The following is a 12453-nucleotide window of genomic DNA, read 5'->3' on the forward strand; positions in this document are numbered from 1 at the left end:
CGGTGGAAGCAGAGCTTAAATTGCGTTGTGAATAGGGCAACAAAAAGCGATATTCAATAATGAAAGTAATAACAAGTGCTTAAGTTATGTCCAGTGAAGCACTGAAATACATGTGTCAGCCTAATTAACACGTAAAAGCCATTGACTGAGGACAGAAGAGCCGTATAATTCGACCCCATCAAGAAATCCCGCGCTAAGCCGGTATCTTGGTATCACTTCAACGCTCCCATAGCTCAGCTGGATAGAGCAACGGCCTTCTAAGCCGTAGGTCGCAGGTTCGAATCCTGCTGGGGGCGCCATTTTAAAGTATCTAAAAGTCTTTTAACGTCTACAAACTCCTTATAAAAGCACTATCTCAGCGATATTTCATTATCTCAACGTCAACTCACGTCTATTGAAATCTACCTACAAACATGAAGCTAAATGCCCGCTAGATCAAGGTTAGTAAACCTAAAGAAAAAGCTTATAAATTATCTGATGGTGGCTTATATCTGCTCATTAATCCTAATGGTTCGAAATACTGGGGCCTGAAATATCGAATTGCCGGTAAAGAAAAGTTATTGGCGATGGGGGGATATCCTGCGGTTTTTTTAGCCAGTGCCAGGAAGAAAAGAGATGATGCACGTGAAATTATTGCTGCTGGTGGTGATCTTAATGAGACAAAAAAGACCGAACGGGCTGAACTAAAAGCGACTATAGAGAATACGTTTGAGTCCGTTGCTCGGGAGTGGCATGAGTACAAATGTCCTAACTGGACTAAAGGGTATGCTAGTGAATTACTAGAAGGCCTCCAGAAGGATATATTCCCTCACATTGGTAGAGCCCCGCCCAGTTGCAGAGATAAAACCTCTAGAAATGCTTAAGATTCGCGAGAGTGAATTTATTATCTTAAGAGAGCTAATCACACGCATCCGTTTACAGCAACCGCATGTTAGTGAGTCTCAAGTTGCCGATTTTTTATATTGAGAATGAAAATAGTGGGCTTCCTGAATGGGTTAAGCAAGGAATAGCTAAATCTATCGAAGTCATTGATGGTGGATATGGACTGACCCCATAAAGTTGGACTCCCAACTGAGTAAGGTGAAGTTCACACAAGGCGGTTTTTTCATTTGATATTATTGGTATTAATACTAGTTTTCATTTTAGGTTATTTATAACTATCTGTAATATAGTAGAATAATGTAACTAAAATTACAGATGGTGAGTGGTATGAAATGGAAATTATGTCCTCTAGAGCAAGGGGAAAACTACATTAGTCAGGTTTTGCATGTTACAGAATTACCTGAAATGGCAGTACAGCTTTCATCGGGGTTCAGTTGGGAGACAATTCTTGCATCATTAATTGCTGGGTGTATCCCCGCTTTTATCTCATATCAAGCGATTAAAAACACTTCTAAAAATATCAATATGACAATTGATAGTCAGAATAAAAATCTGGTGGAAACGATAAACTCACAAGAAAACATAGCTGCAAAAAGTATGAAGGTTGAGGTTTTATCTAAAAACCGGCAATCATGGATTAATGAATTAAGAGATAACAGCGCGAAATACCTATCGCTTGTCATAAAGGTTGCTCTTATAAGGTCAGGTATAAGTATTAATTCATATAAACATGATGAGTTACTAGAACAGTTTGAGTTGATAAAGAGCAATTCTGCACACCCAGAAAGTGAACAGTACATTTGTGCTGAGAAGGGTTTAGATGGATTTTTAAAAGCGATAGAGCGGGATCAGGTTCAAATAAGAATAAATCAGTCAGAGCTATCTTTAGTAGTATATAAAATAAGACTTTTGTTAAACCCATCGGAAGAAATATCTCAGAAAATTATATATAATATGATGTCGACAGTAAAAGAGTTAGGGGCTGTGACTTTGAAAAATGAGAAGGAGGGGGTGAATTATATCAGTAAAATCGAAATGGTTAGTGAGGATTTTACTGCATTAATTCAATTATGCCTGAAAGATGAGTGGGAAAGAGTAAAAAAGATAGCATAATCTGTACAGACCCGAGCTGATGCATAGTTATCAACTGGGGTTTTATTAAAAGACTAAATTCTATTTACAGATACGGAAACTTATACCCAAGAATGGGCGCGCCAGCTTACCAACGGAAGAGGCCTAGACCAAAAGGTAATTACTGGAGAATGAAAAACAACCAAAACACTGATTATCGTGGTTAAGGAAAATATGTATAGCTTCTGTTTTTGAACAATGACAAACTCAGTATTAAAGCAGTAATGACTGTTTATATTCACTCCTGCTGGGGCGCCATTAAACTCAATGAGTTATCCAAGATTTACCATCCTTTAATTTTCTCCTTGTGCCTTATTTGTGCCATTAACATAAATTTACGAGTCCAATTTCTTCGCATGTTCAGTTAAATGATTCGGGGATAATTGAGCATATCGACGTATCATCTCTATGCTTTCTACCTTCCCATTTCTTGAAGTGCTGATAATGGAACGCCAGCCAGGTTTCTTGATGTCCCGCACGTTGAGAGACCGGCATAATTAACATTAAATTAATTGTCCTATCCGTCGAGATCGCGGCTTTTTTGCGCTCTGTTTATTCCTGAGTAGTTCCATGAACGAGAATCATAGATTACCTACAAAATTACCTTACTAAGGTCTGTTTTTCAGAGTAGGAAAGATTGTCGATTTTTTTTATTGGTAGCGTCCTTGCAAAATTGAATAATCAGCTATTATGTATATATAAAGACTAAGAAAATACAAACAGAATCAACCCGACAAGGTGATAAGCAGCAGTGCGGTAAGAAGATTGTTCAACCCCAGAGGGAGGTGGTCCAATATCTTCGATGGCCATAACTGGCAAGTTAGCTAGCAACTCAGTAATGCGTGGCAAAGCTGGCGAATAGTACCAAAACGGGAATTCCAACTTCAACAACAGCTCAACTCCGGTTGGGCTTTTTTATTCCCGAAATCCAAGTTATTTCTGGCTTGTTCGTATAAATACTGGAAGCTTCTTTCACAATGGTTTTTATTACAAATTTCATTCAATGAGTGGGCTTGATAATGATAACTCCACACCGAAGAGGGGATAGGCGGAATGTTACAAAGTAGAGAGTGAGTGATGAGTATATTGTACTGACTGAGTAAGGATGGTGGTTCAATCTTGCTGGCAGGTAATCCGTCTTAGCAACTAGGTGTGAAGAAAGTATATTTTTGCCAATGCCCTTATTTACTATGATAAGGTGCTAAAACCGTTGTTAACTTTACAATAAATTAAAAATTAAAAGGGATATTTTATGTTGAAAGAAGCGCTAGTTTTTATCGCGTGCATTGGTTTAGCTGGTTGTTTTGGTGGAAGTAAGGAGTTTTCAATTGATAACCCTACCGATAAGCCGCTGTCTGTTTTCATTGATAATAAAGAAATCACCATTCCAGCAGGAGAAATGCAAAACATTACTCTGAACGCAGGTCCTCATCAGATGACCCTACCTAACGGTGAAAAAGTTAAGTTCAGCGTACTTGGTGCATATGGAGACTCCGAGCGTTCAGGGATAATTAATCCAACTCAAACTCGCTACATTTATGTTATACAAAAATATGTCGCTGATGGTGTAACTCCTTTTACTGAAAATGGCGATGTACATGTGTTAAAAATTAACGGGGAAGAATTTACTGGGCCATTTATCGATTTAGGTAGTGAACTCTTCATTGATAGTTTTAATAAAGACTGGAATTTTGGCCCTACAGAGTCCTTTCCTGAAACAACTTTTGCTAACAGCCATGACACCTACAAAACCAAACTATTCAGAGCTAACGATTTTATCCATTATTACAAGACTGACTTCTCACCTTCGGGAGATTATAGCACCCGCATTAGTATTCTTGAGTCGGTTTATAAAAAACCGGAGTTGTCCTATAATTTTTCCGAACCAGAACTTCAGCAAAATATCTCAGAAGCACTAAAAATCTATAATCAGTTCATCCATGCAGACTCAGCCAGCAAGCAAAAGGATCTAAAAAAGAAGTTTGAACAACAAAATCGTGCTAAATGGCGAAATCCTCAAACCAAATCCCTTGAAAATGCCCATTACTATGAGGTGATGAGCAATATCAACCATATATTTTGGAGTTCTGTTATTGAATTAAGCGACTAATATTATGCCACCTCCTGCTTTTCTTATCGCAGAGTAATCAACTTTATAGCGGCTTTCATTACAAAGCCTACTACTCAGTAGAGAGTAGGCTTTTTCACTTAGATATACACATTGATTGCCAACTTTGTTCGAAGCAACTTTTGCAAGAACGGGAATCTTTAGGCTCAAAATCAAGGCCAGAAGCTATGCTTCTTTCGCCGTTTTCATAGGTTGAAATCTCAATAAAAAATCGGGTGAAATCGGTATATGTTCCTGTTGGGTCATTAAACTTCACCTCTCCGCAAACATTACCTTTAAGAGAATCGGGATTTTTGTCGTCAGATGGTGTTTGTATAAAGATAACATTTCTAAACCGCGGTTTACTGCTTTCATGTACTGAAAGCCTTTTGGCTGCTGCAATGGCTTTTTCTTCACGACTATCTTCACAACTAATAAGGGTGAATGTTATGGGAATGATTAAAAGGCATTGCAATTTACTTTTAATTTTCATTGAGTATAAGCTTCAGCTATTAATCGGGTAACAATAACAACTTAATGATTATCTGTATATGGGCTACTTATTACCCCCACGAGCTTGATAATGACACTTCCGTTTATTTTATATGATAGTTTTTAATTGTAACTATTTGATTAGTATTAAATAAAGATAAAAATAAATCGCCTGAAAATTAGGTGTGCTATTCCTCTTTTAGTATACTGTGTATCCAGACAGTAGTTTGGATAAGCATAATAATAAAAATGAGGAAATAATGATGACAATAAAAAATCCAGTGGTTTCTTACGGTACGGCTCATGATGAGTTAAAGAATGGTGATTTGATCTCAGGTAAATCGGTTCAACTCTCTACAGATATTGATAATGCATTACATCTTGGGAGTGACAATGGATTATTTTCTAAGAAACCTACATCATCAATTGTTGGATTTGGTTTCCAATTGACAGAAAGAGAAGTTGAACACACTTATTTAGGTAACGATTTTTGCTCAATGAATTTTAAATTGTTTCCACACATTAAGTATACGCCTGAGGAGCTAAGGAATAAGCGATTTATTGTCGAGGGGACTGTTTATACGGGGTTTGAATACAATCAAAAACCATTTAATGTAAAAGGGAGTACATATGTGCAAGTTAGTAGAGGTAGCGGTGTTGAGACTAACTACCCTTTAATTACGGATGGAGATATTGATTACCCAGAGTTATTTTCTAATTATGAGTGTATTAATAATGAAGATAATAAACTAGAGAAATTACCTGAGTACATTAGAGTTAATAGTAAATATTATGCTATTGCGAATAAATATGATTTTTCTTGTTATCCATTGGTTTATCCACATGTGGCCGCTCTTCCTGGTAGACAGGATTATATAAGTGCAGACATTCGCTTTACATTATCAATTAGTCGAGTAGAACCTGTGAAAATAGCTCATGTAGTTAAATATACGCTATATGAGATTTTATAAATCCCAATTTGATTGGTATGAATAAAATTAATTAAAACAGTTGAATCATATAGCTCAACTTCGGTTGGGCTTTTTTATGTCCGAAGTTCTAACTTCGAAAATGCATAATATAATAATTCTTATTACAACACTGATTATCTGATTAGACTTGATAATATCATTTTCTCTGAAATAATAGAGGAGTGATCTCCTCTATAGATAATTTACTTAATTTGCATATCATCTCTAATCGCTTTAACGCCATTAATTTTAGAGGTAACATCGATCGCTTTGTAAATAGAATCTCTGGAACTGACAAACCCACTTAGCTGTACATTCCCTTTGAATGTTTCAACATTAATTTCAGACGATTTTAATGAAGGTTCATTGAAAATAGCCGCCTTTACTTTAGTGGTAATCAGTGTGTCATCAAAGTATTCACCAGTGCCTTCATGTTTTGGTGTTGGTGCACAGCCGAGCATTGCAACCAGTACAAGAGCCATTAAAGATGCACCAATGTATCTATTGAATGTTTTCATAATAATCTCCTGAGGTTTTTAAGTGGTTTGCTTTTATCAATGACTAGGGATTGTGAAAGGATAATTAAAAAAGCTCCCCCAATAATTTAACGGGGGAAAGCAATAAATGGTAGGTCATACATTAATACAAGAAATAGGATTGCATTAATATTAATATACTCTGCTCATTTGAGATTTATGCAACCTTTTTATTTTATTAATTTTATTTTATGAATAGTTAAAATAAAATTACTGCCTGAATTAAGTATCTATTCCCTTTTAGATCAAATATGTCCGTGTTTATTTTGATTGTCGGTTAGTACAGAAATAGCTGTTTGCAGAGCAATTCTGTCATCTAACTTCATTTTTTTAGCTTGAACGACATATAAATACTCAATTAAGGTTCTGGCATTGATCGGACGGCCTTGCTTTTCAACGGCAATAATTGCTGCACCGAGTATCCGTTTAACTGCTGGTAATTGAGAAGGGTACCAGTTTAAAGTATCAGAGGATTTCATTTGATGCTCCTGCATAGGGCATTAAATATAGCATAATAGGATTGTTTATTCATTGTATAAAAAATAATCGGCAGCGATATCGTGGTATAATAAGCCTCATTCACCAAATAGGTAGAATATCATGTCTTATCTTAATGAATTATTGAAGAAGGTAAGGGAACGAGTTTCTATAGTGGAATGTCCTGTCTGTAAAGAGACATCAAAACAATTGATGAGCAAAGTGTCTCAGGGGCTTGTTTTATGTTGTCCTCACTGTCGTGCTTTATTTGTTATAGAGCATAAGTAAAGCTTTTATCCCAATGACGGAAATCCGCTTCGGCTTTTTTATGTCTGAAGGAAAGTGGTTATATCGCCTGCTTTTATCTTACAGGACATGATATGTGGCATTTAAAAATAGCCCATATTAAATGGGCTATAGATATTATTAACGGATTACCAGGACTGAGCATTTTGCATAGCGAACTATTGCCGCAGCATTGGATCCTAAAAGATAAGTGGTTATGCTGGGGCGATGAGAAGCAACAATGATGATATCTGCCTGAATTGATTCTGCCAGTTTCAATATCCCATCTTTAGGCGCTCCGGTCGCCAGATGCTTTTCTATTCTGTCTTCTGGAATGTTAAAGTCTTTTATTGCTTCAGTCAGTTGCAATAATGCTTCGCTTTTTAATTTATCTTTATCAAACAGCTCTCCCGAGTAACCTAAACCCAGAGATGAATAATATGGAAAAATTGGGATAACCGTCAGGAAATGAACGCGAGCCGTACTATTAAGACTAACCTGAGCTTCAACATGTGAGATAACCAGTTGAGTTAGCTCTGGATTGGAAATGTCGATGGGTACCAGGATTGTATGATACATAGCGCCTCCGATTTGTTTGGCCCTCAATGTAAGTGTAGCTACTATTTCCGACGACAAGAGTGTAATTGTAGTGATAAAAATTAGTGTTAATGGATAAAGAGAAGGTGGGGGTTATTTGGGTATCGAAGAATTCATTATCTTATCCATATTCGTTCCTCTTAATGTTCGGTTAAGCTGGTTTTGGTCGTTTACTTAGATGACTGGCTCATTTTTTATTAGTCATTAAGCTCTTGTATGATATATGTTAGTTCAGAAGTCTGTGGTGTTATAAGGAACATTACATTGGCGTATTTCTGGAAATATTTAACAGGAGTTAATCATCATGGCTAGCCAACCACGTGGAATCAGAAACAATAATCCAGGCAATATTGACTATAATCCGAGGAATCAATGGAAAGGTCAGTTATCGTATGACCCGGTTCTTGAAAAACGGTTTTGTCGGTTTGAATCACCGGAATATGGTCTTCGTGCGCTCATGTCATTACTGGGGACTTATCAGCGCAAGTATCGACTAAAAACAGTAGCAGGGCTAATTAATCGTTGGGCACCGACTAAAGAAAACAATACTAGTGCCTATGTTAATGCGGTTGCTAAACAATTGGATGTTCAACCGACAGAGCCTATCGACGTCAGCGATAAGAAAACGGTTATTGGACTGGCAAAGGCAATTGTACGTCATGAGAATGGCACACTACCTTACTCTGATGAAACGTTTGAAAAGGCATTTAGCTTATTGTGAATGAGTGAATGTACTATCGAGAGCCGCAATAGCGGCTTTTTTTGTGTCAGGATTTTATCGCAATGTATTGAACTGGATTCAGGCATGTTACTTGCTATCTAATCGTTGCGGAATTAAATAAGAAGGGGAAGGTTAGGCAATCAATGACTAAAGGAGGTGTAATAGGTTATGTCATGTCTTTATAGCAGTAGTTTGTGGTATGAAAAAACTGATTATATATGTAAAGATAAACATTAATATAATATTGGTTTGATTTTTTCTTAATGTTGTTTATCTAAAATCAATGAGTGATTTCTATAGCTAAGAGAAATTTATTGGTCATGTTAATCATGATGGTATTCATCATCTAGATGAATAACTCAGGACATCTGGCAACTAAAGTTTTATTGAGAAGGCTTATTAAGTTTGCTTTTAATTAATTCATATCCGTGTAAATTGAATGGTTTAATTTTACCTTTACTTATTTAAAATTAATAATATGAATTTATATGTAAATAGGATTTTATTTTTCAAAGTTATTAGGGGTTATGTGTTGATTAAGATTTAATTATACGATTAAAATTATTGTGCCTTAAGGCATAGTAATTTAAAATTTAAACATTAAAAGGATGTATCGTTATGCGTAAATTAGAATCTCACGAAATTGAAGCTGTAAATGGTGGTTGCTCTTTTATTACGGATTTATTCAAGAAAGACAAAACCGAAGATGGTAAGAGTAGTGGTGGTATTTTAGATAAGTTATTTGGTGGCGATTTTCTAAAAAATATCGGTAACATATTTACTGGCTTATTTGGTAAAAATAAATAAGTTTTGCTTTGGAAAAGGAAAGGGATCAAATCCCTTTTCTTTTTACTCAACATCATCATGGTTCACTTTTTACAATTTAGTAAAAGTGTTGACGCCTTGCTAATCATCAAGGAATCGTTACTATCCGATGTCAGTCAATAGACATAATCCGCCAGGCTATCTTATACTCAATCAGACTAAAGCTATTCATCGAGTTGCATGACTAACATATCAAAAAACAGAAAACAGGCTATAAATATATAGCCTGTTTCATTATTCAATAACGGTTATTTTGCCGTATCTTTGAATGCGCCAAATGGGTCTTTCAGCAGGTTGATAAGGCTGCTACCCACTAGTGGTATTTTTCCCAGAGTGAATTCGATGATTTTATTTTCGAAATCATTAACTTTTTTGCCAACGGTTTTGAATCCAAAAGCACCTAGAGCTGAGCCAAACAGACCTGCGCCACTAACTTGTTGAATTTCTGTTTCTGATAATACTTTCATGTGAATTTTCCCTAATAATATTGAAATAGTTAAATATACGGGTAAGTTTAATTAAATTAACATTTACCTTTCGTAATATTTGATTATTGTCGCAGATTTAATTTCTGCTGGGCTATATTTGCATGGGTATTTATTCCTAGTCAATGGTGTATTTAGTTTAATTAGATCATTTATTTATTTATTTATCCACTTAATGGATCTTTACTTATTTGTTTATAAGTTAATATTTATTTTAATTAATGTTTTTGATTATTTTTAGGTAAGATTGTATCGATTTGTGACTACTGTTATTATTGTTTTTCTCTATAGTTTCTTTGTTTCACTAAAAATATTCTTCAAATCGTGGGGGATAATTAAGTTATTCGTCATAAAACTTATCTTAATCTCTAGGTTATTTCCGATTTGCTAACGTAATGATTAACGCCGTAAGGCAGATAGTCATCATAATTTAACTTGGTGGTTGATATTTGTTAAAAAATGACATGTTGGATGACGCTTTAAATAGTCGACTCAGGGAGAATAGAGGCATCACCCATATTTTTTGCAACGTTAGCGATGTTTGACACATTTTCTTCATGTATAGGATGAGTACGATAGCATCGAGATGCTAATCATTTCTGGTGACTAAGAAGCAGAGGACGAAGGGAACGGATAGATGTTGGTGGCGGCCATGGACATTCGCATTAAAGTGTAGTCGTATCGAATACAGGTTATCCATTGAAAATCCATAAAATTAGGGCAGACAAAAATAAACATGAAATAATGTTTGCTTAATTTTTCTGGTTATGACTTAATGGCGTCCTGGTTTGTGGGTACAGACCTATTTATGTAAAGCAATTTAAAGCAGTTCGCCATTTAGCGTTATCTTCAGATATCACTTCTTCAAGAATTCCTTCTAATTAGTTCCCATAAGTAAAACTGCCAAACAGACCTCAAAACAATTTTTGGTATCTAATAATTAGAGGAATATTCAATGTCAGGTTCAATGACTGGTTTAGTAAAATGGTTTAACAGCGATAAAGGTTTTGGCTTTATCTCCCCTAAAGATGGCAGCAAAGATGTGTTCGTTCACTACTCTGCTATTCAGGGCACCAATTTCAAAACTTTAGAAGAAGGTCAAGAAGTTTCATTTTCAATCGAAAATGGCGCGAAAGGCCCAGCAGCAGTAAACGTTGTTGCTATCTAATTTTATTGAGTTAATTGTCTTCTGTTGATTAACTGTTTAGTTAGAACAGATGCATAATTAAGTTGATATAAAGAGCCTGAGTTTAAATACTCGGGCTTTTTTATATGCATTATTTGTACGGCAACAGCACAAAAAATTCAAAATCCCCCCTAAACTCCCTCGTTTAGCACCTGAATGGCTTTAGTTGGTTTGGTTATGGTCTCACCGCATGTGCCAGTGATTATGTGACGACAACAAGCGGCCAGATAATCGTTGCTAAAGGTAAGCTTGAACTTGATAAAGCAACAGGTATGACAAGGTATGTAGATCAGGATGGTAATGAGTATGAGATTCATCCCGAGCAAATTTCTGAAATGCTAGAGAAGTAAGCTTTAATATTATTAGCTAAATTTGTTTTTCAAGATTGCCTCAGTCAATACTGGGGCGTTTTTATGCCTGCTGATTCCTTAACTTATCTTTATTTATCTCAATAACGTTGCAGTGAGCTTACTTTTTTCCTGATTATTCTTCATGATGACTGCAATTATCCGTTGGTAATACCTATATTAGCCAAATATTTCGACTAACAGATTGCGACATTATATATAACTGTAATCGAATATTCAGTTAAAGTGTGGGATACACGAAATCGAGGTTCTCTATTTATACACGGGTAACTATGGGGTTTTCCATGTGAACTATGGTTATAGAAGCTCGGGAGAATCAAGCTGGTTGTTTGCCCATTTTTTCGATTCCGATAAATTAGGAGTATATTGATGAGTAATCAGTTAAAGGTGATATGTGTTTTTCTAGGGGCGCTGGGTCTTGGATTACTTCAAGGCTGCGCAGTAGAAAAAAATACCCGAGATGTCTCTACTATTGGTGGCAAAGGAAATCCGGCCGATGTCTATTGCTCTAGCGTTGGTGGCAAGGTGCAGGCCAAACAAAATGTTAAAGGCGCTTATTCAGTATGTTCATTTTCGGATGGCTTACAGGTTGATACTTGGGAGCTATATCGGGCTAATCACCAGAGTTAATCACGCAATCAGACACATTTAAAACAGTCCTATCTATGATGAACTTTGAGTTATTCGACGAATCAGAACCGCCAGATACTTTTTGTCAAATTCTCGCCTCAGGTGCGGTAATTCTGCGCCATTTTGCTTTACATCAGGCAGAACAGATTTTGTCTGAAGTTTCAACGGTCTCAGAACAGATGCCGTTTCGTCATATGATAACGCCGGGTGGTTATGAAATGTCAGTGGCAATGACTAACTGTGGGCGTTTCGGTTGGGTCACCGATCGCTCTGGTTATCGCTATAGTGAATTAGATCCCTTAAGTGGCAAAGCATGGATTTCCATGCCACCAATCTGCTATCAACTGGCGGTAGAGGCGGCATCTCAGGCTGGGTTTAATGATTTCCAACCGGATGCCTGTTTGATAAATCGTTATGATATTGGGGCAAAAATGTCATTACATCAGGATAAGGACGAGCCTGATTTAAACCATCCCATCGTTTCAATGTCATTTGGACTACCGGCAAAGTTTCAGTTTGGTGGGCTATCTCGCAGTGATAAGACTCAGAACGTAATGTTGACCCATGGCGATGTTGTGGTCTGGGGCGGGGAGTCACGTTTAGCCTATCATGGCATTTTACCAATACGGAAAGGCTATCATCCGGCAACGGGTGAGCATCGTATTAATTTAACTTTTCGTCAGATTAAATAAATATTGGTCTAGGATGAATGTCGATATTCCAACCGAAAACACCATGGATGAATTTCACCGGTGTTTTC

The 12453-nt window shown here is 36.4% G+C and carries 16 protein-coding genes, 1 tRNA gene and 2 pseudogenes; 13 read left to right on the forward strand and 6 right to left on the reverse strand.

Features of this window, described 5'->3' with window-relative positions; translation table 11 throughout:
- Window positions 1–222: 222 nt before the first annotated feature.
- From BMZ28_RS03955 to BMZ28_RS03965, 4 genes and pseudogenes are all read left to right on the forward strand, one after another.
- A tRNA-Arg gene (locus tag BMZ28_RS03955) sits at window positions 223–299 on the forward strand.
- Between the two features lie 135 nt (window positions 300–434).
- Window positions 435–861, forward strand: a pseudogene (locus BMZ28_RS03960) (tyrosine-type recombinase/integrase); the annotation flags it as partial.
- A gap of 67 nt (window positions 862–928) precedes the next feature.
- Complete coding sequence (locus BMZ28_RS17635) at window positions 929–1057, forward strand: hypothetical protein (protein ID WP_261821613.1); 129 nt, start codon at window positions 929–931, stop codon at window positions 1055–1057.
- A 152-nt stretch (window positions 1058–1209) separates the two neighbouring features.
- Complete coding sequence (locus BMZ28_RS03965) at window positions 1210–1995, forward strand: hypothetical protein (protein ID WP_074820865.1); 786 nt, start codon at window positions 1210–1212, stop codon at window positions 1993–1995.
- A 353-nt stretch (window positions 1996–2348) separates the two neighbouring features.
- Here the strand turns inward: BMZ28_RS03965 and BMZ28_RS17325 are convergent.
- Window positions 2349–2470: pseudogene (locus BMZ28_RS17325) on the reverse strand (integrase); the annotation flags it as partial.
- A 795-nt stretch (window positions 2471–3265) separates the two neighbouring features.
- Here BMZ28_RS17325 and BMZ28_RS03975 point away from each other — a divergent pair.
- Window positions 3266–4123: a hypothetical protein gene (locus BMZ28_RS03975; protein WP_074820868.1), complete on the forward strand. Its 858-nt coding sequence runs from the start codon at window positions 3266–3268 to the stop codon at window positions 4121–4123.
- 94 nt (window positions 4124–4217) lie between these two features.
- On the opposite strand, the gene BMZ28_RS03980 is transcribed toward BMZ28_RS03975, so the two are convergent.
- Window positions 4218–4613, reverse strand: coding sequence for a hypothetical protein (locus BMZ28_RS03980; RefSeq protein WP_074820871.1), 396 nt, complete (start codon window positions 4611–4613; stop codon window positions 4218–4220).
- Between the two features lie 259 nt (window positions 4614–4872).
- Here BMZ28_RS03980 and BMZ28_RS03985 point away from each other — a divergent pair, with 259 nt between their 5' ends.
- Window positions 4873–5583 (forward strand): hypothetical protein, encoded by a 711-nt coding sequence (locus BMZ28_RS03985; protein WP_126467345.1) that lies wholly within the window; start codon window positions 4873–4875, stop codon window positions 5581–5583.
- 203 nt (window positions 5584–5786) lie between these two features.
- Here the strand turns inward: BMZ28_RS03985 and BMZ28_RS03990 are convergent, their stop codons facing one another.
- Both BMZ28_RS03990 and BMZ28_RS03995 read right to left on the reverse strand, forming a co-directional pair.
- Window positions 5787–6101: a BON domain-containing protein gene (locus BMZ28_RS03990; protein WP_047780568.1), complete on the reverse strand. Its 315-nt coding sequence runs from the start codon at window positions 6099–6101 to the stop codon at window positions 5787–5789.
- 263 nt (window positions 6102–6364) lie between these two features.
- On the reverse strand, window positions 6365–6598 hold the full coding sequence (locus BMZ28_RS03995) for a YnaE/YdfK family cold shock protein (RefSeq protein ID WP_047780569.1): 234 nt from the start codon (window positions 6596–6598) through the stop codon (window positions 6365–6367).
- A 121-nt stretch (window positions 6599–6719) separates the two neighbouring features.
- Here BMZ28_RS03995 and BMZ28_RS17665 point away from each other — a divergent pair, with 121 nt between their 5' ends.
- Window positions 6720–6884, forward strand: coding sequence for a YnfU family zinc-binding protein (locus BMZ28_RS17665; protein ID WP_217639203.1), 165 nt, complete (start codon window positions 6720–6722; stop codon window positions 6882–6884).
- A gap of 138 nt (window positions 6885–7022) precedes the next feature.
- Here BMZ28_RS17665 and uspF read toward each other — a convergent pair whose 3' ends face one another.
- Complete coding sequence (gene uspF, locus BMZ28_RS04000; protein WP_047780570.1) at window positions 7023–7460, reverse strand: universal stress protein UspF; 438 nt, start codon at window positions 7458–7460, stop codon at window positions 7023–7025.
- A gap of 322 nt (window positions 7461–7782) precedes the next feature.
- On the opposite strand from uspF, the gene BMZ28_RS04005 reads away from it, so the two are divergent.
- A complete protein-coding gene (locus BMZ28_RS04005) occupies window positions 7783–8199 on the forward strand; it encodes a structural protein (RefSeq protein ID WP_047780571.1) in 417 nt (138 codons plus the stop codon).
- A 618-nt stretch (window positions 8200–8817) separates the two neighbouring features.
- Window positions 8818–9006, forward strand: coding sequence for a hypothetical protein (locus tag BMZ28_RS04010; RefSeq protein ID WP_047780572.1), 189 nt, complete (start codon window positions 8818–8820; stop codon window positions 9004–9006).
- Window positions 9007–9272: 266 nt separating this feature from the next.
- Here the strand turns inward: BMZ28_RS04010 and BMZ28_RS04015 are convergent, their stop codons facing one another.
- Entirely contained in the window at window positions 9273–9491 is a 219-nt protein-coding gene (locus tag BMZ28_RS04015; RefSeq protein WP_047780573.1) for a hypothetical protein, read from the reverse strand.
- A gap of 973 nt (window positions 9492–10464) precedes the next feature.
- Between BMZ28_RS04015 and cspE the strand changes: the two genes are divergently transcribed.
- From cspE to alkB, 4 genes are all read left to right on the forward strand, one after another.
- Window positions 10465–10677, forward strand: a complete 213-nt coding sequence (gene cspE, locus BMZ28_RS04020) for a transcription antiterminator/RNA stability regulator CspE (RefSeq protein WP_047780574.1) — start codon at window positions 10465–10467, stop codon at window positions 10675–10677.
- Window positions 10678–10847: 170 nt separating this feature from the next.
- Window positions 10848–11045, forward strand: coding sequence for a YgdI/YgdR family lipoprotein (locus tag BMZ28_RS04025; RefSeq protein ID WP_047780575.1), 198 nt, complete (start codon window positions 10848–10850; stop codon window positions 11043–11045).
- A 387-nt stretch (window positions 11046–11432) separates the two neighbouring features.
- Complete coding sequence (locus BMZ28_RS04030; protein WP_047780576.1) at window positions 11433–11693, forward strand: putative hemolysin; 261 nt, start codon at window positions 11433–11435, stop codon at window positions 11691–11693.
- A gap of 38 nt (window positions 11694–11731) precedes the next feature.
- Window positions 11732–12385, forward strand: coding sequence for a DNA oxidative demethylase AlkB (gene alkB, locus BMZ28_RS04035; protein WP_047782566.1), 654 nt, complete (start codon window positions 11732–11734; stop codon window positions 12383–12385).
- Window positions 12386–12453 lie beyond the last annotated feature (68 nt).

Origin of the sequence: Pragia fontium DSM 5563 = ATCC 49100 (genome assembly GCF_900112475.1) — a bacterium.
GTDB classification, from domain to species: domain Bacteria; phylum Pseudomonadota; class Gammaproteobacteria; order Enterobacterales; family Enterobacteriaceae; genus Pragia; species Pragia fontium.